33 protein-coding genes and 1 tRNA gene are annotated in these 25,290 nt (G+C 55.6%); 2 read left to right on the forward strand and 32 right to left on the reverse strand.

The window, feature by feature from the left end:
* Positions 1-587: 587 nt before the first annotated feature.
* The 6 genes from RMS95_RS14545 to petA all read right to left on the reverse strand — a co-directional run bounded on the left by RMS95_RS14545 (position 588) and on the right by petA (position 4,692).
* Positions 588-663: transfer RNA gene (locus RMS95_RS14545), tRNA-Thr, on the reverse strand.
* A 30-nt stretch (positions 664-693) separates the two neighbouring features.
* Positions 694-1,179 carry a ClpXP protease specificity-enhancing factor gene (locus RMS95_RS14550; RefSeq protein WP_310646912.1) on the reverse strand — a complete coding sequence of 162 codons (486 nt, stop codon included), beginning with the start codon at positions 1,177-1,179 and terminating at the stop codon, positions 694-696.
* Between the two features lie 5 nt (positions 1,180-1,184).
* Positions 1,185-1,796: a glutathione S-transferase N-terminal domain-containing protein gene (locus RMS95_RS14555; RefSeq protein WP_310646913.1), complete on the reverse strand. Its 612-nt coding sequence runs from the start codon at positions 1,794-1,796 to the stop codon at positions 1,185-1,187.
* Between the two features lie 98 nt (positions 1,797-1,894).
* Complete coding sequence (locus tag RMS95_RS14560; RefSeq protein WP_310646914.1) at positions 1,895-2,650, reverse strand: cytochrome c1; 756 nt, start codon at positions 2,648-2,650, stop codon at positions 1,895-1,897.
* Positions 2,651-2,671: 21 nt separating this feature from the next.
* Positions 2,672-4,081, reverse strand: a complete 1,410-nt coding sequence (locus RMS95_RS14565) for a cytochrome bc complex cytochrome b subunit (protein ID WP_310646915.1) — start codon at positions 4,079-4,081, stop codon at positions 2,672-2,674.
* Positions 4,082-4,092: 11 nt separating this feature from the next.
* Positions 4,093-4,692 (reverse strand): ubiquinol-cytochrome c reductase iron-sulfur subunit, encoded by a 600-nt coding sequence (petA, locus tag RMS95_RS14570; protein ID WP_310646916.1) that lies wholly within the window; start codon positions 4,690-4,692, stop codon positions 4,093-4,095.
* Between the two features lie 149 nt (positions 4,693-4,841).
* On the opposite strand from petA, the gene mscL reads away from it, so the two are divergent.
* Positions 4,842-5,264, forward strand: a complete 423-nt coding sequence (mscL, locus tag RMS95_RS14575; RefSeq protein WP_310646917.1) for a large conductance mechanosensitive channel protein MscL — start codon at positions 4,842-4,844, stop codon at positions 5,262-5,264.
* 3 nt (positions 5,265-5,267) lie between these two features.
* On the opposite strand, the gene pdxA is transcribed toward mscL, so the two are convergent.
* The 14 genes from pdxA to hisB form a co-directional block, all read right to left on the reverse strand.
* Complete coding sequence (pdxA, locus tag RMS95_RS14580) at positions 5,268-6,326, reverse strand: 4-hydroxythreonine-4-phosphate dehydrogenase PdxA (protein ID WP_310646918.1); 1,059 nt, start codon at positions 6,324-6,326, stop codon at positions 5,268-5,270.
* Between the two features lie 2 nt (positions 6,327-6,328).
* The gene (locus RMS95_RS14585) at positions 6,329-7,099 is read right to left on the reverse strand and encodes a Nif3-like dinuclear metal center hexameric protein (protein ID WP_310646919.1); all 771 of its coding nucleotides are present in this window, start codon (positions 7,097-7,099) and stop codon (positions 6,329-6,331) included.
* Entirely contained in the window at positions 7,096-8,238 is a 1,143-nt protein-coding gene (locus tag RMS95_RS14590; RefSeq protein WP_310646920.1) for a Do family serine endopeptidase, read from the reverse strand. Before RMS95_RS14590 ends, RMS95_RS14585 begins: the two co-directional genes overlap by 4 nt.
* A gap of 18 nt (positions 8,239-8,256) precedes the next feature.
* A complete protein-coding gene (gene tatC, locus RMS95_RS14595; protein ID WP_310646921.1) occupies positions 8,257-9,042 on the reverse strand; it encodes a twin-arginine translocase subunit TatC in 786 nt (261 codons plus the stop codon).
* Positions 9,035-9,517 carry a Sec-independent protein translocase protein TatB gene (tatB, locus tag RMS95_RS14600; protein WP_310646922.1) on the reverse strand — a complete coding sequence of 161 codons (483 nt, stop codon included), beginning with the start codon at positions 9,515-9,517 and terminating at the stop codon, positions 9,035-9,037. The genes tatC and tatB overlap by 8 nt, the downstream gene beginning before the upstream one ends.
* Before the next feature lie 20 nt (positions 9,518-9,537).
* Positions 9,538-9,765: a Sec-independent protein translocase subunit TatA gene (gene tatA, locus RMS95_RS14605; protein ID WP_310646923.1), complete on the reverse strand. Its 228-nt coding sequence runs from the start codon at positions 9,763-9,765 to the stop codon at positions 9,538-9,540.
* A gap of 32 nt (positions 9,766-9,797) precedes the next feature.
* Positions 9,798-10,157 carry a histidine triad nucleotide-binding protein gene (locus RMS95_RS14610; RefSeq protein WP_310646924.1) on the reverse strand — a complete coding sequence of 120 codons (360 nt, stop codon included), beginning with the start codon at positions 10,155-10,157 and terminating at the stop codon, positions 9,798-9,800.
* Between the two features lie 77 nt (positions 10,158-10,234).
* The gene (locus RMS95_RS14615; protein WP_310646925.1) at positions 10,235-10,603 is read right to left on the reverse strand and encodes a phosphoribosyl-ATP diphosphatase; all 369 of its coding nucleotides are present in this window, start codon (positions 10,601-10,603) and stop codon (positions 10,235-10,237) included.
* 19 nt (positions 10,604-10,622) lie between these two features.
* Positions 10,623-11,030 carry a phosphoribosyl-AMP cyclohydrolase gene (gene hisI, locus RMS95_RS14620; RefSeq protein ID WP_310646926.1) on the reverse strand — a complete coding sequence of 136 codons (408 nt, stop codon included), beginning with the start codon at positions 11,028-11,030 and terminating at the stop codon, positions 10,623-10,625.
* A 25-nt stretch (positions 11,031-11,055) separates the two neighbouring features.
* Positions 11,056-11,856 (reverse strand): imidazole glycerol phosphate synthase subunit HisF, encoded by an 801-nt coding sequence (hisF, locus tag RMS95_RS14625; protein WP_310646927.1) that lies wholly within the window; start codon positions 11,854-11,856, stop codon positions 11,056-11,058.
* 20 nt (positions 11,857-11,876) lie between these two features.
* Positions 11,877-12,749, reverse strand: a complete 873-nt coding sequence (locus RMS95_RS14630; protein WP_310646928.1) for a D-hexose-6-phosphate mutarotase — start codon at positions 12,747-12,749, stop codon at positions 11,877-11,879.
* 44 nt (positions 12,750-12,793) lie between these two features.
* Complete coding sequence (gene hisA / locus RMS95_RS14635; RefSeq protein ID WP_310646929.1) at positions 12,794-13,534, reverse strand: 1-(5-phosphoribosyl)-5-[(5-phosphoribosylamino)methylideneamino]imidazole-4-carboxamide isomerase; 741 nt, start codon at positions 13,532-13,534, stop codon at positions 12,794-12,796.
* 15 nt (positions 13,535-13,549) lie between these two features.
* Positions 13,550-14,200: an imidazole glycerol phosphate synthase subunit HisH gene (gene hisH, locus RMS95_RS14640; RefSeq protein WP_310646930.1), complete on the reverse strand. Its 651-nt coding sequence runs from the start codon at positions 14,198-14,200 to the stop codon at positions 13,550-13,552.
* Complete coding sequence (hisB, locus tag RMS95_RS14645) at positions 14,197-14,784, reverse strand: imidazoleglycerol-phosphate dehydratase HisB (RefSeq protein WP_310646931.1); 588 nt, start codon at positions 14,782-14,784, stop codon at positions 14,197-14,199. The genes hisH and hisB overlap by 4 nt, the downstream gene beginning before the upstream one ends.
* A gap of 105 nt (positions 14,785-14,889) precedes the next feature.
* Between hisB and hisC the strand changes: the two genes are divergently transcribed.
* Positions 14,890-15,963: a histidinol-phosphate transaminase gene (gene hisC, locus RMS95_RS14650; RefSeq protein ID WP_310646932.1), complete on the forward strand. Its 1,074-nt coding sequence runs from the start codon at positions 14,890-14,892 to the stop codon at positions 15,961-15,963.
* 78 nt (positions 15,964-16,041) lie between these two features.
* On the opposite strand, the gene hisD is transcribed toward hisC, so the two are convergent.
* The 12 genes from hisD to RMS95_RS14710 all read right to left on the reverse strand — a co-directional run bounded on the left by hisD (position 16,042) and on the right by RMS95_RS14710 (position 25,282).
* A complete protein-coding gene (gene hisD, locus RMS95_RS14655) occupies positions 16,042-17,355 on the reverse strand; it encodes a histidinol dehydrogenase (RefSeq protein WP_310646933.1) in 1,314 nt (437 codons plus the stop codon).
* Between the two features lie 25 nt (positions 17,356-17,380).
* Entirely contained in the window at positions 17,381-18,043 is a 663-nt protein-coding gene (hisG, locus tag RMS95_RS14660) for an ATP phosphoribosyltransferase (protein ID WP_310646987.1), read from the reverse strand.
* Positions 18,044-18,063: 20 nt separating this feature from the next.
* Complete coding sequence (murA, locus tag RMS95_RS14665; RefSeq protein ID WP_310646934.1) at positions 18,064-19,341, reverse strand: UDP-N-acetylglucosamine 1-carboxyvinyltransferase; 1,278 nt, start codon at positions 19,339-19,341, stop codon at positions 18,064-18,066.
* Positions 19,342-19,375: 34 nt separating this feature from the next.
* On the reverse strand, positions 19,376-19,639 hold the full coding sequence (locus RMS95_RS14670) for a BolA family protein (RefSeq protein WP_310646935.1): 264 nt from the start codon (positions 19,637-19,639) through the stop codon (positions 19,376-19,378).
* Positions 19,640-19,650: 11 nt separating this feature from the next.
* Positions 19,651-20,430, reverse strand: coding sequence for an ABC transporter permease (locus RMS95_RS14675; RefSeq protein ID WP_310646988.1), 780 nt, complete (start codon positions 20,428-20,430; stop codon positions 19,651-19,653).
* Positions 20,430-21,347, reverse strand: coding sequence for an ABC transporter ATP-binding protein (locus RMS95_RS14680; RefSeq protein WP_310646936.1), 918 nt, complete (start codon positions 21,345-21,347; stop codon positions 20,430-20,432). Before RMS95_RS14680 ends, RMS95_RS14675 begins: the two co-directional genes overlap by 1 nt.
* Before the next feature lie 90 nt (positions 21,348-21,437).
* Entirely contained in the window at positions 21,438-21,710 is a 273-nt protein-coding gene (locus RMS95_RS14685) for an STAS domain-containing protein (RefSeq protein ID WP_310646937.1), read from the reverse strand.
* 3 nt (positions 21,711-21,713) lie between these two features.
* A complete protein-coding gene (locus tag RMS95_RS14690; RefSeq protein WP_310646938.1) occupies positions 21,714-22,385 on the reverse strand; it encodes an ABC transporter substrate-binding protein in 672 nt (223 codons plus the stop codon).
* A gap of 46 nt (positions 22,386-22,431) precedes the next feature.
* Positions 22,432-23,184, reverse strand: coding sequence for a VacJ family lipoprotein (locus tag RMS95_RS14695; RefSeq protein ID WP_310646939.1), 753 nt, complete (start codon positions 23,182-23,184; stop codon positions 22,432-22,434).
* Entirely contained in the window at positions 23,181-23,660 is a 480-nt protein-coding gene (gene mlaD, locus RMS95_RS14700; RefSeq protein WP_310646940.1) for an outer membrane lipid asymmetry maintenance protein MlaD, read from the reverse strand. Before mlaD ends, RMS95_RS14695 begins: the two co-directional genes overlap by 4 nt.
* Before the next feature lie 15 nt (positions 23,661-23,675).
* Entirely contained in the window at positions 23,676-24,452 is a 777-nt protein-coding gene (gene mlaE, locus RMS95_RS14705; protein ID WP_310646941.1) for a lipid asymmetry maintenance ABC transporter permease subunit MlaE, read from the reverse strand.
* Positions 24,449-25,282 carry an ABC transporter ATP-binding protein gene (locus RMS95_RS14710; protein WP_310646942.1) on the reverse strand — a complete coding sequence of 278 codons (834 nt, stop codon included), beginning with the start codon at positions 25,280-25,282 and terminating at the stop codon, positions 24,449-24,451. The genes mlaE and RMS95_RS14710 overlap by 4 nt, the downstream gene beginning before the upstream one ends.
* Between the last annotated feature and the right edge of the window lie 8 nt (positions 25,283-25,290).

A 25,290-nucleotide genomic window follows, 5' to 3' on the forward strand; every position in this document is an offset into this window, starting at 1 on the left:
GATGGACATGCCGGCTTCAGCCTGTTTGAGGAAAGCGATGATTTGCTCATCGGTAAATCGTGTGGTCTTCATATCCGCAATTCTCCAGAATTTGCGGACTAACTGCCATTACCTTGGTACGGCTGGCAGGGGGCAGGTCACTTGCGCGTGCCGAGGGGATGGACAAGGTGCGTGTGCACAAGATCTTGAAACTGGCTCGGTTGTCGCCTGCCATTGCCGAACGTGTTGCCTGCGCCAAGGGGCCTGTAGGCCTCTCCTTTGAGTTCTTTATGCGAAAGCAACTGCCAGACAGCTGGGAAGAACAAGAGGCCCTAATCGAGGGTTTGGCAACGATGGGGCCGAAGTTCAAATCACCTGAGCCCACCACCTCTGTGCCCAAACACGATGCCCGAAAGGCCGCATAAACAGGGCATCTCAAAGGGGGACGACCAACGCAAAACAGAGAACAGAGACGAGAAAGGGCTGCGTGGCAGCCCTTTTTGCTTGGATGTGTGAGGGGTGTGAAAACACATCCCCTGCTCGAACCCCGCACACACTGGGGCTTCGCGCCAAAAGAAAAAGCCTCGAGGATATCGAGGCTTTTAAGGTGGTGCCGCTTGTCGGAATCGAACTGACGACCTACCGCTTACAAGGCGGGTGCTCTACCAACTGAGCTAAAGCGGCATGGACAATATTCTAACCGATTTCGAGTGCTTATTTCACACGAGTCAGTGTTGGACGCGTTGGATTTGTGGGCGGCGTTGGCGAGTCATCGGTGCTGTCTTGTGCATCACTCGTGCGTGAAGAATCGACAGAACTCAATGCAGGGCGAGGGGCAGCTGCTGGTGCTGTAGCCGTGACGTCAGAAGCACGGATATGCGACGTTGGAAACGCCATCCCTTGTCCGTTTTCTCTGGCGTAAATCGCTTGCACGCGGTGGATGGGCACCATGATTTCACGCGGCTTGCCTGCGAAACGTGCCTTGAATTCAATGAATTCATTGCCGAGCGTCATGCCGCTTGTGGCGTCATAACTCACGTTCAACACAATTTCACCGTTCTTCACATACTCCATCGGCACCTGAACGGTTTCATCGACCAACACAGTCACATAAGGTGTGTAGCCGTTGTCAGTGCACCACTCGTGCAGAGCACGTAAGAGGTACGGACGGGTCGATGTAGCGTCAGGAGCGTTCAACATATGAATTACTTGCGCATGACCTTTTCAGAGGGCGTCAATGCCTCAATGTAGGCGGGACGCGAAAAAATGCGTTCTGCGTACTTGAGCAAGGGTGCTGCGTTCTTCGACAAGTCAATGCCGTAGTGATCCAAGCGCCACAACAAAGGGGCAATGGCCACGTCAAGCATCGAAAAATTGTCACCCAACATGTACTTGTTTTTCAAGAACACGGGAGCCAACTGTGTCAAACGATCACGGATGTGAGCGCGTGCTTTTTCAAGCGCTTTGTCATTTGGCTTCGCACCGCGAGCTTCCAACAAGGTCACATTGGTGAACAATTCTTTTTCGAAGTTCAACAAGAACAAACGCACGCGCGCACGATCCACAGGATCGCCAGGCATGAGTTGTGGATGCGGGAAACGCTCATCGATGTATTCGTTGATGATGTTCGACTCATACAAGATCAAATCGCGCTCGACCAGGATTGGCACCTGACCGTAGGGATTCATCACATTGATGTCTTCGGGTTTGTTGTAGAGGTCGACGTCGCGAATCTCAAAGTCCATGCCTTTTTCAAACAGGACAAAACGGCAACGATGAGAATAGGGACACGTGGTTCCCGAATAAAGCACCATCATGATGGGCGACTCCTAAAAATCAAAAAGAGTGACAGGCTGACCTGTCACTCCGTGAGGTGACAGCAGGCGCGACGCACCCACTGTCGAATTGGCTTGAATTACTTGATGTCTTTCCAGAAGGAAGCATTCAAGCGCCACGCGATGAACGTGAAGCACAACAAGAACATCAACACCCACACACCAATGCGAACACGGGTGTTTTGAGCTGGCTCAGCCATCCATTGCAGATAGCCCACGAGATCGCCAATGGCTTGGTCGTACTGAAGGGGTGTCATCGTGCCTGGAGTTACTTGTTCCCAGCCTTTGAAGACATGCACTTCGTGACCATGCTCTTCCACGGTGTCGTAAATAGGACGACGCACGCCTTGCAATTCCCACAACACATGGGGCATGCCCACGTTCGGGAAGACCAAGTTGTTCCAACCGGTGGCTTTGGTTTCGTCACGGTAGAACGTGCGCATGTAGGTGTAGAGGTAATCCGCACCTGTGCCGCCGTGACCAGCGCGTGAGCGCGCAATCACGGTCAGGTCAGGTGGGTTAGCACCGAACCATTCTTTGGCTTGCTTGGGATCAATGTTGGCCTTCATGGTGTCACCGACTTTTTCAGTCGTGAACAACAAGTTGTCTTTGATCTGCTGCTCCGTCAAACCGATGTCTTTCAATCGGTTGTAACGCATGAACGCGGCCGAGTGGCAGTTCAAGCAATGGTTCACAAAGATCTTGGCACCGTTTTGCAAGGCGGCCAGGTCGTTGGTTTTGTTGGGTGCTTTGTCCCAAGCGATGGTGTCACCTGATGCGTGCGCACCCGACACCACACCGAGAACCAATGCCAAGCTGAGAATAATTTTTTTCATGGTTTATGTTCTCCGTGAATCTCAGTGAGCAGCAAATGTCACGCGGTCAGGCACGGGTTTGGTTTGACCCAAGCGGCTCCACCAAGGCATCAGCAAAAAGAAGCCAAAGTAGAACAAGGTACCCACTTGCGACACGCGCTCACCGATGGCTGATGGGGGTTGAACGCCCAAGTAAGCCAACACCACAAAGTTGATGACAAACACGCCGTACATGTACTTGTGCCAGTCAGGACGGTAGCGGATTGATTTGACCGCGCAGTTGTCCAACCAAGGCAAGAAGAACAAGATGACCACAGCGCCACCCATGACAACCACGCCCCAGAACTTCGCATCAATGGAGAGCATCATCAAAGTCACGGCCACAGCCGCACCGACGATGCCAGCCTTGAACACAGGCGCCAACTTGGCGCGTGTTGCGCCCAAGAATGCACCGCCCAAGACGCAAGCGATCAAGGCATACATCATCTCGCTGGTGATCGCACGCAACATCGAATAGAAGGGCGTGAAGTACCACACAGGTGCAATGTGCAACGGTGTCTTCAATGGATCGGCAGGGATGAAGTTGTTGTATTCGAGGAAGTAGCCACCGAATTCAGGCGCGAAGAAAATGATCGCGGTGAACACCAACAAGAAACCACTCACGCCCAAGATGTCGTGCACGGTGTAGTAGGGGTGGAAAGGAATGCCATCCAAAGGATGACCATTCGCATCTTTCGGTGCGTTAGGGCCTTTGATTTCCACGCCGTCAGGGTTGTTGGAACCCACTTCGTGCAACGCAATGATGTGCGCAACCACCAAGCCCAACAGGACCAATGGCACCGCAATCACGTGGAAGCTGAAGAAACGGTTCAAGGTAGCGTCGCCCACCACGTAGTCACCACGAATCAGCAAAGCCAAGTCGGGACCCACAAAAGGCACAGCAGCAAACAAGTTCACGATCACTTGAGCGCCCCAATAGGACATTTGGCCCCAAGGCAACAAGTAACCCATGAACGCTTCGGCCATCAAGCACAAGAAGATCGCGCAACCGAACACCCAAACCAATTCACGTGGCTTGCGGTATGAACCGTAAATCAAGCCGCGGTACATGTGCATGTAAACCACAATGAAAAACGCCGATGCGCCTGTGGAGTGCATGTAGCGAATCAGCCAACCCCATGGCACATCACGCATGATGTATTCCACAGAACCAAACGCCAAGGCAGCGTCAGGCTTGTAGTGCATGACCAAGAAGATACCGGTCACGATTTGGATCACGAGCACCAACAGCGCCAACGAGCCAAAAAAGTAAAAGAAGTTGAAGTTTTTAGGTGCGTAGTACTCAGACAAATGCTCTTTGTACAGCTTGGAAGCTGGAAAGCGGTTATCCACCCAATTGAGCAGTTTGGCGCCAGCGCTGGCGTCTGCAGAGATTTCTTTGAATTCAGCCATGGTTCGTCCTATCAGGCTTTCTTGTCTTCACCGATCAACAACTTTGTGTCGGAGAGGTACATGTGAGGCGGAATTTCGAGGTTGTCAGGTGCGGGCTTGTTCTTAAACACGCGACCGGCAATGTCGAAGGTAGAACCGTGGCAAGGGCACAAAAAGCCGCCATTCCAGTCATCTGGCAATGATGGCTGGGCACCGGTTTGGAACTTGTCGGAAGGCGAGCAACCCAAGTGCGTGCAAATACCCACAGCCACAAAGACTTCAGGTTTGATTGAACGGGCTTGATTACGTGCGTACACAGGCGTGAACTCATCTGGCTTGCGCTCCGACTTGGGATCAGCCAACTGAGATTCAGTTTTGCTCAACGATTCAAGCTGCTCAGGTGTGCGCTTGACCACCCAAACAGGCTTGCCGCGCCATTCAACAGTGATTTTTTCACCGGGCTTCATCGCTGAAATATCGACCTCTACAGCAGCGCCAGCCGCTTTGGCTCGCTCTGAGGGTTGAAACGTACTTACGAACGGGACAGCAACCGCTGCGCCGCCCATTGCACCCGCGCAAGTCGAGGCGATAAGCCACGTGCGTTTGCTGGTGTCTACTGGGGTGTCACTCATGGAATTCCTCAAGCAATTGTCACTGGTTGGGTTAGCCGCGCATTGTAGCTGACCGATTCTTGCCCAATGCTTTCAGTTTATTCGTTGCATCCCTCATCGATTTCTTGTTAAGATTTTAGATACTTTATATTTAACAAAAAGGAAAATGTATGTTGCGTGAATTCAAAGAGTTTGCCGTCAAAGGCAATGTGATGGACTTGGCAGTCGGCGTCATCATCGGCGCGGCTTTCGGAAAAATCGTCGAATCGGCGGTCAATGACCTGATCATGCCGCTGATCTCCGCCGTAATTGGCAAGATTGACTTCTCTAATTTCTTCATCGCCTTAGCGGCTGTCCCCGAGGGAACAGCCACAACACTGGACGCCATGAAAAAAGCTGGTGTGCCCGTCTTTGCCTATGGCAACTTCATCACCGTCGCAGTGAACTTTTTGATCTTGGCATTCATCATTTTCTTGATGATCAAGCAAATCAACCGCATCAAAGGTGAAGCAGAAGCGGCCTCTGCACCAGCGCCTGTGACAAGCGAAGAAGTTTTGTTACTGCGTGACATTCGCGACAGCCTCAAAAAGTAAACCTTATCCGGCCAGCTTCCGCGCAAGGGCCAGCGCGGCCAAGAAACTGGCGGGGCTGGCTTTGCCAGTGCCCGCCAAATCGAATGCAGTGCCATGGTCTGGGCTGGTTCGCACCAAGGGCAAGCCAAGGGTCACATTGACCCCCTCGTCCACGCCCAAATACTTCACGGGGATCAGGCCTTGATCGTGGTACATCGCAATCACCACGTCAAATTCACCCCGCTGGTCTGGCGTGCTTCGGGCCCGCATAAAGACCGTGTCAGGGGCAAAGGGGCCACTGACCCACATCCCCTCTGCGCGTGCTTGTTGCAGCGCAGGAATGATGATGTCGAGTTCTTCACGCCCGAGTAATCCACCCTCGCCCGCATGCGGGTTCAACCCGGCCACGCCCATGTGCGGCACTTGACCGGTCGCGCGCAATTGCGCTTGGTGGGTAATCCGCAGTGTCTGCAAAATATTCTCGACCGTCACAGCTTCAATGGCAGCTCGCAACGACACATGGATGCTCACCAACACGGTTCTCAATTCGTCATTGGCCAGCATCATGCGCACAGGCATGTCCGCAACCGCGACCCTTGCATGCATCGCTGCACAAGCTTGCAACAACTCGGTATGCCCAGGAAATGGCACACCCGCAGCCGACAAGGCTTCTTTGTGCAAAGGGGCCGTGACAATGGCTGACACATCGCCACGCAAAGCTGCATGAGCAGACCACGTCACCGCATCTGCGGCCCATTGACCTGCCACACCACTGACGCGCCCCCATGCGGGCAAAGCCGCCGCCGAACCGACTGGCGACACTTGCAAAACGGGCACCGTCAAAGCTGGAACCTCTCGCGGTAGATCTTGCAGTTGCGTCAAAGGCAACAAGGTCAGTTGTGGTTCGCTTGGATACGCATCATGCACAACCTGAATGGCGCGCTGCATGGCCAACACATTCCCCACGACCACACAACCGGCCGTTTGATCTGCGGCCTCAAGAAAAGATTTGGCAATGATTTCAGGACCAATGCCCGCCACGTCGCCCATGGTCAAGGCGATCGGTTTGAAAGCAGCAGACATGGTCACGCTGGGTTATCAATGTCGATGAACTGATGCGTCAGTCCAAGCTGCTCAGCCACTTGCGCAGCCACAGCCGGCGCACCATAACGCTCGGTCGCATGATGGCCACATGCCAAGAAAGCAACACCTGTCTCGCGGGCAATGTGTGCTTGTGGCTCTGAAATTTCACCCGTGATGAAGGCGTCCGCACCTGCGGCAATGGCCGCCTCAAAATAACCTTGCGCCCCGCCTGTGCACCAAGCGACATGCCGAATCGTACGCCCATCCCCTGCAAGCAACACGGGTGTGCGACCTAGGGCTTGGCCTACTTGATGCGCCAAAACCGCCGAGCTCTCAAAGGTTTGGCCCTGTGCACAGGTCGCCAACCATCCCAAATTTTGTTCGCCAAATAGGGGCGCACCCACCAGCCCCAAACGCATACCCAATTGCGCGTTGTTACCCAAAGTCGCATGGGCATCGAGCGGCAAATGGTAGGCCAGCACATTGATGTCATGTGCCAGCAACAACTTCAAACGCTGCTTCATCCAGCCTGTCACGCTGCCGTCTTGGCCGCGCCAAAACAAACCGTGATGCACCAAGATTGCATCCGCCTTCGCAGCGATCGCGGCTTCAATGAATGCCAAACTGGCCGTCACACCCGAGACGACATGCCGAACCTCTGCGCGTCCCTCCACCTGCAAGCCGTTGGGGCCGTAATCTTTGAAGCGTTCAGGTTGCAGCAGGGTATTACACGCGCTCAACAAGTTTTGGCGAGTGACGGAAGTGGTGCTCATGGGGCCGGTGGTTTTGTTTTAGGACGCTGCGACGGGGTGACATCCAAGATCAGCGATTGGTTGCGACGCATCACCGCCAACTTGACGGGCTCACCGGGCTTGAGTGCCGCAATCGCGGTCAACAACTCACCGACATTGCGCACGTCTTGGCCAGCCACGCTGAGCAGCACATCCCCAGGCTTCAAGCCCGCTTTGGCGGCGGGCGCGTTTTGCAACACCCCAATGATGATCACACCCTCGGTTTGCTTCAAACCGAAGGTCTCCGCCAATTCAGGCGTTAACTCAGCAGGCTCGACCCCCACCCAGCCGCGCGTGACCTGGCCATCGCGCACGATGCCTTCCAACACTTGCCGCGCCGTTGACACCGGGATGGCAAAGCCAATGCCCATATTGCCCCCAGATCGGGAGTAAATCGCGGTATTGATCCCCAACAAGCTGCCGTTGACATCCACCAACGCACCGCCGGAATTTCCGGGGTTGATGGCAGCATCGGTTTGGATGAAGTTTTCGAAGGTATTGATCCCCAACTGATTACGCCCCAACGCCGAAACGATGCCACTGGTCACCGTTTGCCCCACACCAAAGGGGTTGCCAATGGCCAGCACTTTGTCGCCCACCAGCAAGGTGTCTGAATTTCCCAAGGCAATCACCGGCAAGCGGTCCAAGGTAATGCGCAAAACAGCCAAATCAGTTTCGGGATCTGTGCCAATCACTTTGGCTGTCGCACGACGACTGTCGCTGAGCGTGACTTCAATTTCATCAGCGCCGTCCACCACATGGTTGTTGGTCAAGATATAGCCCTCGGGGCTCACAATCACGCCACTGCCCAAACCTTGCTGCGGGGTGTCATCTTCACGATCACCATAAAAATATCGAAACCAAGGGTCGTTGGACGGTGCATTGGCTGATTTAGCCTGCGTCGTGGCAATGCTGACCACCGCTGGCGATGCCCGCTTCGCAGCTGGGCTCAAACTGCCCGGCATCAAGACGCCGGGCGAACTGGGTGCCGCCTCTAAGAGCGTGACACCTGACACGCCCGCACGGCGGTTTAACCAGTCAGGCTTGAGCGTCGCCACCACAAACCAGATCGCCAGCAAGACGGTGACGACTTGCGAGAACAACAACCAGTGACGTTTCATTGGGTGTCCTCCGAGGGATTAAGACGCGCGAGAAGCGTCGTCAGCGTCAGGTGCTTGGGTGTGCTTGATGAACAGCTGGGCCGCCCAAATACCGACCTCATACAACACACACATGGGCAACGCCAGCGCAAGTTGCGACACCACATCAGGCGGCGTCACGATGGCCGCAATGATGAAAGCCAAGACGATGAAGTAAGAGCGAAAGTCTTTGAGCTTTTGAATCGATACCACATTCAAGCGTGCCAACACGATCACCACAATCGGCACTTCAAACGCCATGCCAAACGCAATGAACATGGTCAGCACAAAGCTCAGGTACGCCTCAATGTCAGGGGCCGCCGTGATGCTTTTGGGCGCAAAGCTCTGAATGAACTTGAACACTTGCCCAAACACAAAGGTGTAACAAAACGCCACGCCCATGAAAAACAACAACGTGCTGGACACCACCAAAGGCAGTACCAACTTTTTCTCGTGAGAATACAGCCCGGGTGCCACAAACGCCCACACCTGATACAACACCACCGGCAAGGCGAGCAAAAAGGCGGCCATCAGCAAGATCTTCAGCGGCACCAAGAATGGGGAAATCACAGAGGTCGCAATCAGCGTTGCACCTGCGGGCAGCTGCGCCACCAACGGCGCCGCCAACAAGTCGTACAACTCAGCGGGGCCAGGGTAAATCGCCAACGCAGCCGCAGCCACAGCCACACCGATGACCGCTTTGACCAAACGGTCACGCAACTCCATCAAATGCTGCACAAAAGGCTGCTCAGTGCCAGCCAGCTCGTCGTTAGAGGTATCAGACATCAACAAAACGCTTCACAACGGGACGAAAACGCGCCACACGCGCGGCGCTCGATTGCGCCTTGGTACGCACACCGTTTTGGGCCTTGTACCAATGCGGCGTTGAGCCACGCTTGAGGCGCCATTTCTTTTTGGGATGCTGGTATTGAGGCACCGTCGGCAAAAAAGCTGCTTGCGTGTACCCATCGCTGCTGATTCCGGCGGTAGTTTCAGCCCAGTCTTTTTCAAAGTCACTGCTGGCGGTATGGACCGAATGCTCCACATCGTGAGCCGCGCTTTCGACCGTGTCTTTCATTTTTTTGAGCTCATCGAGCTCCATCGAACGGTTGACCTCGGCCTTAACATCGGCCACATAGCGCTGTGCCTTGCCAATCAAGGTGCCAATGGTGCGCGCAACACCCGGCAGCTTCTCGGGCCCGATGACGATCAACGCCACAGCGCCGATCAGCGCAATTTTGGAAATACCAAGGTCAATCAAAGCAAGCGATCAAATGTGAATTAAGACTTCTGCTTGGCTTCGACGTCAATCGTCGTCTTGTCAGCAGACACAGCAGCGGGTGGCGTGGCTTTGTCGTCAGCAGCCGCACCACCATCCTTCATGCCATCCTTGAAACCCTTGACCGCACCGCCCAAATCTGAACCGATGTTTTTCAGCTTTTTTGTGCCGAACACCATGATGACGATCAACAAAACGATCAGCCAATGCCAAATTGAAAATGAACCCATGTCTAACTCCTAAATTACTGAACGAATTCTAATCAGCCGCGCAGCCAAGGACGCGGACCACCCATGACATGCCAGTGCATGTGATGGACTTCTTGGCCACCTTCGGCCCCAGTATTGGTCACGATGCGAAAGCCCCCCTCAGGGTAAGGTCTTGCACCCTCTTGCAAAGCCAACTTGGGCGCCAGCAACATCATGCGGCCCAGCAAGCCTTCGTGCTCCAGTGTGGCGTGCGCCATCGATGGGATATGCAGCTTCGGGATGATCAAAAAGTGCACGGGCGCCCAAGGATTGATGTCGTGAAACGCGAAAACCTCGTCATCTTCGTACACCTTGCGCGAGGGGATTTGGCCCGCAATGATTTTGCAAAAAATGCAATTTAAATCGGTCGTCATAGTGAGGTCATCAACAAATTAAGTATCCATCGGTGTTGCCCACATTGCACCTCATCGATGCGTCAGGCAACGCTGGCTTAGTCACCCGTCAATTCGCGGTGTTGCGCCTTGCGCAAAGCTTTTTCTTCCAATCCGCTCAGGCCTTCACGGCGTGCCAACTCGTCAATCACGTCAGCAGGCTTCAAGCCATAGTGGGCCAACGCAATCATGCTGTGAAACCACAGATCGGCCACTTCATAAACCAGCTTGGCAGGGTCACCGCCATGGTCCACATCTTTGGCGGCCATCACGGTCTCGGTGGCCTCTTCCCCGATTTTTTTCAAAAAGGCGTCGGGGCCTTTGTGCAGCAAACGCGAGACGTAACTCTTCTCGGGATCGCCACCATTGGCAGGTTTGCGGCTTTCAATCACGTCGGCCAGACGTTGCAGGGTGTCAATTGAGCTCATGTCAGTGGCTTGTCAAACGTCATTTGTAAATAGATTCAGGATCTTTGAGCACAGGCTCACAAGCCTGCCACTCAGCACCCTCTGCGCTTTGATTCAAGCGTTGATAAAAGCAACTGTGGCGCCCAGTATGGCAGGCAATGCCGGGCTCGTGCCCTTCTTGCGTCACTTTGAGCAACACCACGTCGTTGTCGCAGTCGATGCGCATGTCGTGCACCGTTTGTACATGACCCGACTCTTCGCCCTTGAACCACAGCTTGTTGCGTGAGCGGCTGAAATACACCGCACGCTTGAGCTCCGCCGTTTTTTGCAGCGCCTCGCGGTTCATCCACGCAAACATCAGCACGTCGCCGCTGTCTTTTTCTTGGGCGATCACGGGGACCAGCCCCTTGTCGTCCCATTTGATGGCGTCAAGCCAAGTTGAGGTCATGTCGGTTATTTTCAAGAAAAAAGAATCACAAACGCACGGGAATACCGCGCTCGCGCATGCGCTCTTTGGCCTGCTGCACGGTGTATTCGCCATAGTGAAAGATACTGGCAGCCAGCACGGCATCAGCACCGCCTTGTTGAACACCATCGGCCAAGTGGTCGAGGTTGCCCACACCGCCTGAGGCAATCACGGGCACGGGCACGATGTCGGACACGGCGCGGGTCAACGCCAAGTCAAAGCCACTCTTCGTGCCGTCGCGGTCCATGCTGGTGAGCAAGATTTCGCCAGCGCCGTATTCGGCCATTTGCTTGGCCCACGCCACGGCATCCAGGCCCACGTTTTTGCGACCACCGTGGCTGAACACATCCCAGCCAGGGCCGACGGGCAAGCCGTTGGCGCTCAGGCGTTGTTCGTCCTCTAGAGTGCGGCGTTTGGCGTCGATGGCCACCACGATGCACTGCGCACCGTATTTGGCCGAGGCGTCGCGAATGACCTGTGGGTTGGCAATGGCCGCTGAGTTGAAGCTCACTTTGTCAGCGCCTGCGTTGAGCATGCGGCGCACATCGTCCACCACGCGAACGCCACCGCCCACGGTGAGGGGGATGAACACTTGGCTGGCCACGGCTTCGATGATGTGCAAAATCACATCGCGCGCGTCGCTGGTGGCTGTGATGTCTAAGAAGGTGAGCTCGTCAGCGCCTTGGTCGTTGTAGCGTGCGGCGATTTCAACAGGGTCGCCCGCATCACGCAGCTCGACAAAATTGACGCCTTTGACCACGCGACCACCGGTCACATCGAGGCAAGGGATGATGCGCTTAGCAAGCATAGAGATCCAAACAGTGTTTCCTAAGAAACGGTCAAACGCTGCCAGCCAACCCATTGGCCACCAGCAGGGATAGAGATAGGTTCAAACACCTGCGCAGCTTCCACGCACAACATGCGCGCAAAACCTTGGGCGGGCATGTCGACCAGTGAAGCACATTTGCTCTCGCCAGGGTTCCACACGACGGACTCACGCCACGAAGAACTTTGTTCGATTTGCAAGGTCGCCGTGCCATCTTGCAGGTACAACGGCGGTGCCGATGCATTTTCACCACGCGAATACACGCGGTCGAACTCGCCATCAAAGTAAAGCACCTCGTCGGCCACGCCATGCACATCCAACACGGCATCCCATTCGGGGTGAGCACCCAAGCCACGCAGCTCGGTCAAGTCAATGTCATCCACCGCGAAGTACGTGTGTAGCGCACCTGTGAATTGCAAATCGTTTTGCACCTCGGTGTTGTTCACACTGAGCGTGATGGTCAGCTGACCCGGCACAAGGGCCACGCGCAGCTGTGCCACAAAGGACTGAGACCAGAGCGCCAAGGTCTCGGGGTTAGCACGCAAGGTGAAACTCATGTGCGCGCCGTCATCGCTGGCCACAGCTGCGCCATTTTGCGCAGCCTCGTCGAGTTGCCACACCATGTTGCGGGCAAAGCCATGTTTAGGCAAGGTGCCGCGTTGGTTGAACTGAGGGAAGCACACCGGCACACCGCCACGGATGGCAGACTTGCCATCCCACAGGTTGTCAGGGCTCAAAAACAAACGCTCGCGGCCTTGGCTCACCCACGACAACACATGCGCGCCTTGCAAGGCCACCAACACGGTATCGCCACAAGGCAGGGTCAAGCGCTGGCAGGCCAAACCCTGGAAAACTTCGGAAGTAAACATAGACATGGCGGGGTATTTAGGCGCAGGCCGCGCTACCCGCAGCCATGAATTTAGCCATTGAGTTCGTCGGCGCGAGCTTGTGCTTTTTCAAAGTCCAAATCACCGCTGTAAATGGCGCGACCACAGATCACACCTTCCACGCCCTCGCCTTCCACGGCACACAACTGTTCGATGTCAGCCATGTTGGACAAACCACCCGACGCGATGATGGGGATGGTCACAGCTTGTGCGAGTTTGACGGTGGCATCAATGTTGATGCCGCTGAGCATGCCATCGCGACCGATGTCGGTGTAGATGATGGATTCCACGCCGTAGTCTTCAAACTTCTTACCCAAGTCAGCCACTTCGTGGCCGGTCAGTTTGCTCCAACCGTCGGTGGCGACTTTGCCATCTTTGGCATCGAGGCCCACGATGATGTGGCCACCAAAAGCTGCGCACGCATCTTTCAGGAACCCTGGGTTTTTGACCGCTGCCGTGCCAATGATGACGTAGCGCAAACCTGCATCGATGTATTTTTCAATCGTGTCGAGGTCGCGAATGCCGCCGCCCAACTGCACAGGAATGTCGTGTCCTACGGCTTTCAAAATGGCTTTGATCGCGGCATTGTTTTGCGGCTTGCCCGCAAAGGCGCCGTTCAAATCCACCAAGTGCAAACGGCGTGCGCCTTTGGCCACCCAGTTGAGCGCCATTTGCGCGGGATCTTCACCAAATGTGGTGGATTGGTCCATGTCGCCTTGTTTGAGGCGCACGCAATGGCCGTCTTTGAGGTCAATCGCAGGAATTAAATACATGATGACAAGTTAAGTTCAAGGGTTCCAATGCAGAAAGTTACGGTACAGGGCCAAGCCATGCGCCGCGCTTTTTTCTGGGTGAAATTGTGTCGCAAAAATGTTGTCACGCGCCACAGCGCATGTAAATAGACCACCGTAATCGGTTTGGGCAGCGCTGTGTGCCACATTTTGAGGTCGTGCGTAAAAACTGTGCACGAAGTAGAAGTAGCTGGCGTCAGGCACCCCCTCCCACATGGCGTGAGGACGGGTTTGCAGCACTTGGTTCCAGCCCATTTGAGGCACTTTGAAACGACTACCGTCGGCTTGCAGGCGACCTGTCAAATCAAACTTCACCACATCGCCAGGAATCAACCCTAGGCCAGGCGTATCGCCTTCGGCACTGTGGTCCAGCATCATTTGCATGCCGACGCAGACGCCGAACAACGGTTTTTTCTCGGCCGCATCCAGCACGGCGTCTAGCAATCCCGATTCGCGCAATTCGCGCATGCAATCAGGCATGGCACCTTGGCCGGGCAACACCACACGGTGTGCGTCACGCACCACTTGCGGGTCAGAGGTGACCACCACTTCGGCATGGTCAACCACAGAGGCAGCGTGCATAACAGCCTGCGCCACGGAACGCAAGTTGCCCATGCCGTAATCAACGACGGCGACTTTGTTGTTCAAAGCGAGCCCTTTGTGGATGGGATCATGCCGGCAGAACGGGGGTCCAATTCCAGCGCCGAACGCAAAGCACGGGCAAACGCTTTGAACACCGTCTCGGCTTGGTGATGCGCGTTTTCGCCACGCAAGTTGTCGATGTGCAAGGTCACAAACGCGTGGTTCACAAAACCTTGGAAAAACTCAAATGCCAACTGACTGTCGAACTCGCCAATCATGCCGCTCTTGAAGGGCACATGCATGACGAGGCCTGGGCGACCCGAGAAATCAACCACCACGCGGCTGAGCGCTTCGTCGAGCGGCACATAGGCATGGCCATAACGGCGAATGCCCTTTTTGTCGCCCACGGCTTTGGCAAAGGCTTGACCCAAGGTGATGCCCACGTCTTCCACGGTGTGGTGACCGTCGATGTGCAAGTCGCCGACCGCATGAATGTCCAAGTCGATCAAGCCATGACGTGCGATTTGATCCAGCATGTGGTCAAAAAAACCAATGCCGGTCGACAGTTTGGATTGACCTGTGCCGTCTAAATTAATTTTGACGGTGATTTGGGTCTCATTGGTGTTACGAATAACTTCTGCTTGTCGCATAAAACGCGTCTTAACCGTGTGGTGAAAAAAGGCTTACATGATACCATCGCCCCTCCGCAACCCGCATGAATTGGGGCTTGCACGTTTTTTATCACGCGAGACCTTATGAGCCAATACTGGAGCGCTACCGTCCACAGCTTGACCCCCTATGTCCCAGGCGAACAGCCCAAAATGGACAACTTAGTCAAACTCAACACCAACGAGCATCCTTTTGGCCCATCACCACGCGTGCTTGAAGCCATCCAAAGTGCAACCACCGACAGTTTGCGTCTGTACCCAGATCCCAATGCGGATGCGCTCAAAGCAGCGTTGGCGGCACACCACAAGGTCACCGCTGAACAAATCTTTGTCGGCAACGGCTCGGATGAAGTTTTAGCCCACGCATTCATGGCGCTGCTCAAGCATTCGGGTGACCTGTTATTTCCCGACATCACCTACAGTTTCTACCCCGTGTATTGCGGCCTGTACGACATCCACTACCGCACCGTGCCTTTGGCCGAGGACTTCAGCATTTGTGCCGATGACTACTTGCCTAAGAACGGACAAGCGGCGGGCGCCATCATTTTCCCGAACCCCAACGCCCCCACGGGCTGCCCCATGTCACTCAGCGATGTCGAGCGCATCGTGGCAGGTAACCCGCAAGCGGTGGTGGTGATCGATGAAGCCTATGTCGACTTTGGCGCTCAAAGTGCCGTGGGCTTGGTTGATCGTTACCCGAACCTGCTGGTTTGCCACACGTTCTCAAAGAGTCGCTCACTGGCGGGCCTGCGCGTGGGATATGCCGTGGGTTCGGCCGCTTTAATCGAAGGTTTGGAGCGTGTGAAAAACAGTTTCAACTCTTACCCACTCGATCGCTTGGCGTTGGCTGGTGCCGTTGCGTCGGTGGAAGACGACGCGTATTTCCGCGACAGCTGCGCCCAAGTCATTGCCACACGAGAGACCTTGGTCACAGACCTGCAAGCGCTGGGCTTTGAAGTGCTGCCGTCTGCCGCCAACTTTATTTTTGCGCGTCACCCAGCACACGACGGCGCAGCGCTGGCCAAAGGTTTGCGCGAACGGGCCATCATCGTTCGACACTTCAAGCTGCCACGCATTGATGCGTTTTTGCGCATCACCGTGGGCACCCCTGAACAATGCGGGGTGTTGGTGCAAGCGCTCAAAGCCTTGGTGCAAGGCTAAACCGCTAAACCGGACTGCCGAGAGCGAGCCCACACAGCACAAGGCCCCTGACGGGGCCTTGTTTGTTTTTGCTTGGATTTACTTCTGACGCAAACGGAACTCTGCCGCCATGGCGTGGGCTTGCAAGCCTTCGCCATAGGCCAACACCGCGGCAATCTTGCCCAGCGTTTGTGCGCCCTGCTCGCTCACCTCGATCAAGCTGCTGCGCTTTTGAAAGTCGTACACGCCCAAAGGCGAGCTGAAACGCGCCGTGCCGCTGGTGGGCAACACGTGGTTGGGGCCCGCGCAGTAGTCGCCCAAGCTTTCGCTGGTGAATGCGCCCAAGAAGATCGCGCCCGCGTGCTTGAGCAGTGGCTCCCACTTGTGGGGCTCGTTGCTCGACACCTCTAAGTGTTCGGGCGCAATGCGGTTGCTGATGGCGCAGGCCTCTTCCATGCTGCGGGTGTGGATAAGCACACCACGGCCATTGAGCGATTTTTCGATGATGTCTTTGCGCGGCATTTGTGGCAGCAAGCGCTCGATCTCGGCTTGCACGCGGTCGATGTACGCAGCGTCGGGGCAGAGCAACACGCTTTGCGCCAACTCGTCGTGCTCGGCTTGGCTGAACAAATCCATCGCCACCCAATCGGCGGGCGTGGAGCCATCGGCTAACACCAAAATTTCGCTAGGGCCTGCAATCATGTCAATGCCGACCGTGCCAAACACGCGGCGCTTGGCAGCGGCTACATAGGCGTTGCCGGGGCCGGTGATTTTGTCGACCGCTGGCACAGTGGCTGTGCCGTAGGCCAAAGCAGCCACAGCCTGTGCGCCACCGATGGTGAAAGCGCGGCTCACGCCAGCCACATAGGCAGCGGCCAACACGAGCGGGTTCTTTTCGCCTTTAGGCGTTGGCACGACCATGATGATTTCCTCCACGCCTGCAACGTGCGCAGGAATGGCGTTCATCAATACGCTGGAGGGATACGCAGCTTTGCCACCGGGCACATAGATGCCCACACGGTCGAGCGGCGTGACCTTCTGGCCGAGCAACGTGCCATCGGCATCGCGGTAAGTCCAGCTTTCGCCGCTGGCTTTCTTTTGCGCCTCGTGATAGCTGCGCACGCGTGCGGCAGCAGCTTGCAAGGCGTCGCGTTGCTCGACAGGCAAGCCATCAAAGGCGGCTTTGAGTTCTTTTTGCGTCAACTCCAACGCTGCCATGCTGTCGACCTTCAGGCCGTCAAAGCGCTCGGTGTACTCAAGCACGGCTGCATCGCCACGCTTTTGCACATCAGCCAAGATGTCGGCCACGCGTTGCTCGATGGCTGCGTCGGTGTCGGCAGACCAATGCAGACGCGCTTTGAAATCGGCTTCAAAGGTGGGGCTGGTGGTCGAGAGACGAAGCGGTTTGGCCATCTTGTGTACGTGTGTGGTGAAAGGTTTATTTGGCAAGCGCGGCAGAAAACGCATCGATGATGCGGCGAATGTCGGCCTGCTTCATCTTGAGCGCAGCTTGGTTGACCACCAAGCGCGAGCTAATGTCCATGATGCGTTCGACTTCTACCAAGTGGTTGGCTTTGAGCGTGTTGCCGGTCGACACTAGGTCCACGATGGCATCGGCCAAACCAGTAAGCGGAGCCAATTCCATGGAGCCATAGAGCTTGACCAAATCCACGTGCACGCCTTTGGTGGCGAAGAAGTCACGTGCGATGGTGGTGTACTTGGTGGCCACTTTCAAGCGCGCGCCTTGCTTGACCATCGCTGCGTAGTCGAAGTCAGACCGCACGGCCACGCTCATGCGACATTTGGCGATTTGCAAATCGAGCGGCTGGTACAAACCTGTGGTGGCCACGCCACCTGCCACGCCACCACCATGCTCGATCAACGTGTCGAGACCCGTCACGCCCAAATCAGCGCCGCCGTATTGCACATACGTGGGCACATCAGACGCACGCACCAGCACCACGCGCACATTGGCGTGGTTAGTGGGCAAGATGAGCTTGCGAGATTTTTCGGGATCTTCGAGCACCTCAATGCCTGCGGCTTTGAGCAGCGGCATGGTTTCGTCAAAGATGCGGCCCTTCGAGAGCGCCAAGGTCAGCATGGTATTTTTTTCGTTACCGTTCATTTGACTCTTTCAATATCTGCGCCAATGGCGCGCAGCTTGGCTTCCATCTTGTCGTAGCCACGGTCCAAGTGGTAGATGCGATCCACCAAGGTTTCGCCGTCGGCCACCAAGCCTGCAATCACGAGCGAGGCAGAGGCGCGCAAGTCGGTGGCCATCACGGTGGCACCCGAGAGCTTTTGCACACCTTCAAGCACCGCCACTTTGCCGTCGATCTGGATGTGTGCGCCCAAGCGCACCAACTCGTTGACGTGCATGAAGCGGTTTTCAAAAATCGTTTCCGTCACCTTGGAAGCGCCCTTGGCAATCGCGTTCAACACCATGAACTGCGCTTGCATGTCGGTGGGGAAGCCTGGGTATTCAGTGGTGCGGAAGTTTTGCGCTTTGAGGTGTTCATACGCAGGCGCTGTGCCTTGAATGCGAATGCCGTCTTCGTTGGCGGTGACCACAGCACCTGCATCGCGCAGCTTGTCGATGACCGCATCCAAATGGTCGGCACGGGCGTGGCGTAAAAACACATCGCCACCCGTGGCAGCCACTGCGCACAAAAATGTACCGGCCTCAATGCGGTCGGCCACCACTTTGTGGGTGCAACCATGCAAACGCTCCACACCTTGGATGTGGATGCGGCTTGTGCCGTGGCCTTCAATCTTCGCGCCCATGGCAATGAGCATTTCGGCCAAGTCTGGAATCTCTGGCTCTTGCGCAGCGTTTTCCAACACGGTTTCGCCGTCGGCCAAAGCCGCAGCCATGAGGAAGTTTTCTGTGCCAGTGACCGTCACCATGTCGGTGGCGATGCGTGCGCCTTTGAGACGTGTGCGACCACCGCCCAACTTGGCAACCATGTAGCCGTGCTCCACCGCAATTTCAGCACCCATGGCTTGCAAGCCTTTCAAGTGCTGATCCACAGGGCGAGAGCCAATGGCGCAACCGCCAGGCAACGACACCTTGGCGTGACCAAAGCGAGCCAACAAAGGGCCGAGCGCCAGCACCGAAGCGCGCATGGTTTTCACCAGCTCATACGGGGCTTCGGGGTTGTTCAAACCACCGGCGTCCAAGCTGACCGTGCCGTCATCGGCACGCTCAGCCGTCACACCCATGTTGCGAATCAGCTTGAGCATGGTGGACACATCTTGCAACTGCGGCACGTTGTGCAGCGTCACGGGCTGGTCGGTCAACAGGGCGGCGCACAGCTCTGGTAAGGCCGCATTTTTGGCACCAGAAATCAGCACTTCGCCGTTCAAAGAACGACCGCCACGAATTAAAAGTTTGTCCATAAATTAATTTTCAAGCGCAGGCCACACAGGGGGCTCAGTGCGCGGAGTCAGAAGCTTGGCTGCCCAAAGCCAGCCATTCGGCAGGCGAGTAAGTTTTCATCGACAAAGCATGCACTTCGTCAGTTTTGATTTTTTCACCCAAAGTCGCGTACACGCGTTGGTGACGTTGAATGAGTCGCTTGCCCTCAAACTCAGGCGACACCAAGGTGGCGTACCAATGGCGGCCATCGCCCTCCACCTGAAGGTGCTCGCAAGGCAGACCTGCGGCAATCAAAGCTTGTAATTCTTGTGCTGTCATGAGGACTCTCTTTATCCGCGAATTTTGTAACCCGTGCGCAGCAAATGCAGCGCCACCACGGACACAACGCACAGGCACACACCCACCACACCGAGGCTCAGCCAAGGTGACACATCGCTCTGCCCAAAGAAGCCATAACGAAAACCGTCAATCATGTAGAAAAACGGGTTGAGGTGACTCACGCTTTGCCAAAAGCTCGGCAGTGAATGGATGGAGTAAAACACGCCACTCAAAAACGTCATCGGCATGATGATGAAGTTTTGAAAAGCAGCCATCTGGTCGAATTTATCGGCCCACAGTCCGGCAATCAAGCCGAGGGTGCCCAACATGAACGCCCCCAACACCGCGAACACCAACACCCACACAGGTTGCGCAGGCCACAACGAAAAGTTCAACACCGACGACTGCCACACAAACAGCACACCCGCGAGCAAGACGCCCAAACCAACCACCAAGCCGCGCACCATGGCCGACAAAGCGTAGGCAAAAAACCAATTCCAATGCGACAAAGGGGTGAGCAGCAAAAACACCAAGTTGCCCATGATCTTGCTTTGCACCATGGACGACGAGCTGTTGGCAAACGCGTTTTGCAACACGCTCATCATCACAAGGCCTGGTATCAAAAAGGCGGTGTAGCTGACGCCCTCGTACACCTGCACATGCGACTCCAGCACGTGGCCAAAAATCATCAAATACATGACAGCCGTGAGCACAGGCGCCGCCACGGTTTGGAAACTGACTTTCCAAAAACGCAACACCTCTTTGTAAAAAAGAGCAGTCCAACCAGTCATCATGCGCGTGCCTCTTCGTGTTGATGCATCACGTCGAGGAACACATCTTCCAAGTCGGCTTTGCGAATTTCGACATCTTCGGCCGTCAAGCCGGCTTGGCGCACAGCGGCCAAATAACGCTCAATCTCTGCGGCGTCATTGGCAGGAAACTGCACGATGCGGCCCGTCACCCGCGCTTGCGCTGCCAACTCGGGCGGCAACTCCGCATCCAATTTGAAGCGCAGCACGTTGCTCGATGCCGCTTTCAACAACTCGCTGGTGCTGTCCAAAGCCACCACCTTGCCGTTTTTGAGCATGGCGATGCGGTTACACAGCGCCTCGGCCTCTTCCAAATAGTGTGTTGTCAGCAGCACAGTGCTGCCTTCGCGATTGAGCTTGGCAATGAATTGCCACAAGGTTTGACGCAGCTCGACATCCACGCCCGCCGTGGGTTCGTCCAACACGATGACGGGTGGTTTGTGAACCAAGGCTTGCGCCACCAACATGCGGCGCTTCATGCCGCCTGAAAGTTGACGCATGTTGTGGTGCGCTTTGTCGGTCAAGCCAAGGCTGTGCAAGAGCTCGTCAATCCAAGCGTCGTTGTGTTTGACGCCAAAGTAGCCTGACTGAAATTTCAGGGCCTCGCGCACATTGAAAAAGGGATCAAACACCAACTCTTGCGGCACGACACCAAGCAAGCGCCGCGCTTGTGCCGATTGCTTGGCGACATCGACGCCATGCACCAAGATCGATCCAGACGTGGACTTGGCCAAACCGGCCAAGATACTGATCAACGTTGTCTTGCCTGCACCATTGGGGCCGAGCAGACCAAAGAACTCACCCGACTCGATGTCAAAGCGCACGCCATCCAAGGCCTGAAAAGGGCCTCGAGCCGTTTGGAACGTCTTGGAAACAGATTGAAAGGAAATAGCGGACATAAGTAGCCTTTGATTTTAAGGCCTCGCCAATGCCCACACTGGTTAGCGCCACGAATGACCGGAATGGCCGCCGAGACGGCTGCCCACCCCTTAGCCGAGTAACTCCGTGACGCCATAGACCTTGGCCAAAGCCTGCGCACGCGCTGGCAAGCCTGTCACATGAAACACACCGCCCAGCGCGAGCACCGCACGTCGACAGGCCAAGACCACCGCCAGTGCCGATGAGTCAAACTGCTGCAGCGCCGACGCATCCAACACGGCCTCACGGCCTTGGGTCACTTGCGCACACAAAGCAGCGACCAAGCCATCGGCCACCGATTGGGCTTGGTCTTGCATCACAAGTGCGGGTAAAGCGATAGACATGGTTTATTTCGACACCACGCGGGCGTTGGACTTGTTGCGCTCAGCCAAGCTGGTAATCAAGCCATCCACGCCTTTGGCATTGATTTCTTGGGCAAATTGGCTGCGGTAGTTTTCGACTAACCACACGCCCATCACGTTCAGGTTGTAAATGCGCCAACCCGAGGGGGCGTCGGCTGATTTTTCAACGCGGTAATCCAGTTGAATAGGCTCACCTTTGCCGCGCACTTCGGTGCGCACGATCACTTCTTTGTCATCGGGTGCTGCACGCAAGGGCTTGACCGCAATGGTTTGATCGTTGATTTGGCTCACCGCCCCCGCATAGGTGCGGACCAACAAAGTTTTGAATTCGTCTTGCAAGCGTTTTTGCTGCTCAGGTGTGGCCTGACGCCAGCCGGGGCCCACTGCCGAGGAGGTCATGCGCTGAAAATTGACGTGCGGCATGATGCGTTGGTCCACCAACAAACCAATTTTGGTCACGTCACCCGTTAAGTTGGTCTTGTCGGCTTTGACCGTCTCGAGCAACTCCGTGGTCAGTCGTTTGATGAAAACATCGGGTGACTCTGTGGCAGCCCAAGCAGCGCCAGCCGTCAAGCCACACGACACGACCAAGGCCAAAGAGGACAAAACGCCAACAAAAGAGCGGCGGGTATTCAAAGAGCGGTTCAAACGTTTCATAGCCATCAAATTCATAACTTCAACATACACCTAACGCGACACAGCCTCACTTGGCTGACGGGGCAGGTTCTTGACTCAAGTCGGGCGTGTCTTCATCGGGTGGATTGCCATCGTAAATTTGCGAACGGCGACGTTGCAAATAGGCATCACGCAAGAATGTGTATTTGTCCAAAGAGGCTTGGCCAAGCATATCGCCTGCGGCCAAAAATCCTGCACGCTTTTCGACAATGCGCAAGCCTTGGGCTTCGGCACGGATTTTGGAATTGTCCAAATTGCTGACGGGGTCTAAGGCGAAATCGACGGGCAGACCCGCGGTGTCACGCACGGTCGAAGGGCCCAACAGTGGCAGCACCACATAAGGACCACTGCCAACACCCCAATAACCCAAGGTCTGGCCAAAATCTTCGGGGTAACGCTCCAGCTTGATGGCTGTCGCAACGTCAAAGATGCCGTAGATGCCAAATGTCGTGTTCACCACCACACGCATGAAAGACGAGGCCGTCTCACGCCCTTTCAATTGCAAACCGTTGTTCACTGTCGACGAGATGTCTGACAAATTGTTGAACACGTTGCGCACACCCGTTTGAAATAAATCAGGCGTGTAATCGCGATAGCCTGTGGCGACCGGCTTCAAGACGTTGTCATCCACGGTGTCATTGAAACGCGAAATGCTGCGGTTCATGGGCTCCAAAGGATCTTTGGGGTTGGCATTGGGGCCTGTGGCACACGCTGTGACCAGCGCCGTCAAACTCACCACAAAGGCGATCTTCACAGCACGCACTGAGAAACGCGTGCTCATTTCGCACCTTCTTTCGGCGTGGGTTCGGCGGCTTTGCTGAACAAGAATTGGCTGATCAAGTTTTCCAACACCACGGCAGATTGCGTGGTTTCAATGCGGTCGCCATTGGCCAAATTTTCAGCCTCGGCACCAGCTTCAATACCGATGTATTGCTCGCCCAACAAGCCGCTGGTCAGAATCTTCAAATTGCTGTCTTTGGGAAACTTGTACTGCGTTTGCAGCGCCATGGTGACCGTGGCTTGGAAGGTTTTGTCATCAAACGTGACCGACTCCACACGGCCCACCACCACGCCTGCACTTTTGACAGCCGCTTGACGCTTCAAGCCACCAATGTTGTCAAAGCGAGCGCTGACGTTGTAGCTGGATTGAAAATTCAGGCTCAACAAATTGGCCGATTTCAAAGCCAAAAACAAAACCGCTGCGGCACCCAACAGCACAAACAAACCGACCCACACATCATTTTTGGAGCGTTGCATTGCGTTCCCTCTTTCTCAAATACTGAACATCAGGGCTGTGAGGACAAAGTCCAAACCCAACACGGCCAACGAGGCCACCACCACCGTACGGGTGGTGGCACGCGACACGCCTTCAGGCGTGGGCTGCGCTTCATACCCTTGCAGCAAAGCCACAAACGTGACCGTGATGCCAAACACCACAGTTTTAATCACCCCATTGCCCACGTCTTTCCAAACGTCAACACCGCCTTGCATCTGACTCCAAAACGAGCCCGCATCGACACCGATCATCAACACGCCCACCATCCAACCGCCCAAGATACCCACCGCACTGAACACAGCGGAAAGCAAGGGCAAAGCGATGATGCCGCCCCAAAAACGGGGGCCCAAAATACGTTGCACAGGGTCAACGGCCATCAAGTCCATGGCGCTGAGTTGTTCACCGGCTTTCATCAAACCGATTTCTGCCGTCAGCGACGTACCGGCACGCCCCGCAAACAACAAGGCACTCACCACAGGACCGAGTTCGCGCACCAAGCTCAAGGCCACCAACAGCCCCAAGGCTTCCGAGGAGCCATAACGCTGCAAGGTGTAGTAGCCCTGCAAGCTGAGCACAAAGCCCACAAACAAACCCGACACAGCAATGATGGCCAGCGAGTAGTTACCCAAAAAATGAACTTGATCGCGCACCAAACCGAAGCGGCGCATGTTGCTGCCAAACAGCGCCACCAAACGCATGAACAAGCGCGTGGCCTGCCCAATGCCAGCCAAGTAACTGCGGATCGCAAAGCCTAAGTCAGCGACGAATTTCATGCCTTGCCCTCCACGCCAAAGTCTTGCGCCACCGAAGGGCCAGGGTAGTGAAAGCGCACAGGACCGTCAGGCGCAGCGCTGACAAATTGACGCACCAACGGATCGGTGCTGTGGCGCACCTCATCGGGCGTGCCTTGTGCGGCGATCTTGCCGTTCGCCAACACGATCACTTGGTCAGCGATGTGGAAGGTTTCGTCCAAGTCGTGCGACACGATCACGCTGGTCAAACCCAAGGTGTCGTTGAGTTGTCGAATCAAGCGCGCAGCGGTCCCGAGCGAAATGGGGTCCAGTCCTGCAAAGGGCTCGTCATACATCACCAATTGCGGATCAAGGGCCATCGCACGCGCGAGGGCCACGCGACGGGCCATGCCGCCCGACACCTCGCTGGGCATCAAATCACGGGCGCCACGCAAACCCACAGCCTCTAGCTTCATCAACACGATGTCACGAATCATGGATTCGCTCAAGTCGGTGTGCTCGCGCAGCGGAAAAGCCACGTTGTCAAACACGCTCAAGTCGGTGAACAAAGCGCCAAACTGAAACAGCATGCCCATGCGTCGGCGCACCGCATACAAACCAGCTTGGTTGAGTGAAGCAATCTCTTGACCGTCAAATGTCAAACTGCCTGACTGGGCGCGGTATTGGCCACCAATCAAACGCAGCACCGTGGTCTTGCCGCCACCCGATGCGCCCATCAAGGCCGTGACTTTGCCACGCGGCACGGTCAGGGTGATGCCATCCAAGATGACGCGCTCGCCGTAGCCAAAGCGAATGTCGCGCAGCTCGACCAACGCATCAGGGTTTGTATTTAGCAAAGAAGTGGTATTCATAGAAACAA

Origin of the sequence: Limnohabitans sp. (genome assembly GCF_031539175.1) — a bacterium.
Taxonomy (GTDB): Bacteria; Pseudomonadota; Gammaproteobacteria; order Burkholderiales; family Burkholderiaceae_C; genus Limnohabitans.

Bases quoted from the DNA above. Each gene is read 5' to 3' on its own strand.
- RMS95_RS14550 (WP_310646912.1), bottom strand. From the start codon at position 1,179: ATGTTGAACGCTCCTGACGCTACATCGACCCGTCCGTACCTCTTACGT.
- RMS95_RS14555 (WP_310646913.1), bottom strand. From the start codon at position 1,796: ATGATGGTGCTTTATTCGGGAACCACGTGTCCCTATTCTCATCGTTGC.
- RMS95_RS14560 (WP_310646914.1), bottom strand. From the start codon at position 2,650: ATGAAAAAAATTATTCTCAGCTTGGCATTGGTTCTCGGTGTGGTGTCG.
- RMS95_RS14565 (WP_310646915.1), bottom strand. From the start codon at position 4,081: ATGGCTGAATTCAAAGAAATCTCTGCAGACGCCAGCGCTGGCGCCAAA.
- petA (WP_310646916.1), bottom strand. From the start codon at position 4,692: ATGAGTGACACCCCAGTAGACACCAGCAAACGCACGTGGCTTATCGCC.
- mscL (WP_310646917.1), top strand. From the start codon at position 4,842: ATGTTGCGTGAATTCAAAGAGTTTGCCGTCAAAGGCAATGTGATGGAC.
- pdxA (WP_310646918.1), bottom strand. From the start codon at position 6,326: ATGTCTGCTGCTTTCAAACCGATCGCCTTGACCATGGGCGACGTGGCG.
- RMS95_RS14585 (WP_310646919.1), bottom strand. From the start codon at position 7,099: ATGAGCACCACTTCCGTCACTCGCCAAAACTTGTTGAGCGCGTGTAAT.
- RMS95_RS14590 (WP_310646920.1), bottom strand. From the start codon at position 8,238: ATGAAACGTCACTGGTTGTTGTTCTCGCAAGTCGTCACCGTCTTGCTG.
- tatC (WP_310646921.1), bottom strand. From the start codon at position 9,042: ATGTCTGATACCTCTAACGACGAGCTGGCTGGCACTGAGCAGCCTTTT.
- tatA (WP_310646923.1), bottom strand. From the start codon at position 9,765: ATGGGTTCATTTTCAATTTGGCATTGGCTGATCGTTTTGTTGATCGTC.
- RMS95_RS14610 (WP_310646924.1), bottom strand. From the start codon at position 10,157: ATGACGACCGATTTAAATTGCATTTTTTGCAAAATCATTGCGGGCCAA.
- RMS95_RS14615 (WP_310646925.1), bottom strand. From the start codon at position 10,603: ATGAGCTCAATTGACACCCTGCAACGTCTGGCCGACGTGATTGAAAGC.
- hisI (WP_310646926.1), bottom strand. From the start codon at position 11,030: ATGACCTCAACTTGGCTTGACGCCATCAAATGGGACGACAAGGGGCTG.
- hisF (WP_310646927.1), bottom strand. From the start codon at position 11,856: ATGCTTGCTAAGCGCATCATCCCTTGCCTCGATGTGACCGGTGGTCGC.
- RMS95_RS14630 (WP_310646928.1), bottom strand. From the start codon at position 12,749: ATGTCTATGTTTACTTCCGAAGTTTTCCAGGGTTTGGCCTGCCAGCGC.
- hisA (WP_310646929.1), bottom strand. From the start codon at position 13,534: ATGTATTTAATTCCTGCGATTGACCTCAAAGACGGCCATTGCGTGCGC.
- hisB (WP_310646931.1), bottom strand. From the start codon at position 14,784: ATGCGACAAGCAGAAGTTATTCGTAACACCAATGAGACCCAAATCACC.
- hisC (WP_310646932.1), top strand. From the start codon at position 14,890: ATGAGCCAATACTGGAGCGCTACCGTCCACAGCTTGACCCCCTATGTC.
- hisD (WP_310646933.1), bottom strand. From the start codon at position 17,355: ATGGCCAAACCGCTTCGTCTCTCGACCACCAGCCCCACCTTTGAAGCC.
- hisG (WP_310646987.1), bottom strand. From the start codon at position 18,043: ATGCTGACCTTGGCGCTCTCGAAGGGCCGCATCTTTGACGAAACCATG.
- murA (WP_310646934.1), bottom strand. From the start codon at position 19,341: ATGGACAAACTTTTAATTCGTGGCGGTCGTTCTTTGAACGGCGAAGTG.
- RMS95_RS14670 (WP_310646935.1), bottom strand. From the start codon at position 19,639: ATGACAGCACAAGAATTACAAGCTTTGATTGCCGCAGGTCTGCCTTGC.
- RMS95_RS14675 (WP_310646988.1), bottom strand. From the start codon at position 20,430: ATGACTGGTTGGACTGCTCTTTTTTACAAAGAGGTGTTGCGTTTTTGG.
- RMS95_RS14680 (WP_310646936.1), bottom strand. From the start codon at position 21,347: ATGTCCGCTATTTCCTTTCAATCTGTTTCCAAGACGTTCCAAACGGCT.
- RMS95_RS14685 (WP_310646937.1), bottom strand. From the start codon at position 21,710: ATGTCTATCGCTTTACCCGCACTTGTGATGCAAGACCAAGCCCAATCG.
- RMS95_RS14690 (WP_310646938.1), bottom strand. From the start codon at position 22,385: ATGAAACGTTTGAACCGCTCTTTGAATACCCGCCGCTCTTTTGTTGGC.
- RMS95_RS14695 (WP_310646939.1), bottom strand. From the start codon at position 23,184: ATGAGCACGCGTTTCTCAGTGCGTGCTGTGAAGATCGCCTTTGTGGTG.
- mlaD (WP_310646940.1), bottom strand. From the start codon at position 23,660: ATGCAACGCTCCAAAAATGATGTGTGGGTCGGTTTGTTTGTGCTGTTG.
- mlaE (WP_310646941.1), bottom strand. From the start codon at position 24,452: ATGAAATTCGTCGCTGACTTAGGCTTTGCGATCCGCAGTTACTTGGCT.
- RMS95_RS14710 (WP_310646942.1), bottom strand. From the start codon at position 25,282: ATGAATACCACTTCTTTGCTAAATACAAACCCTGATGCGTTGGTCGAG.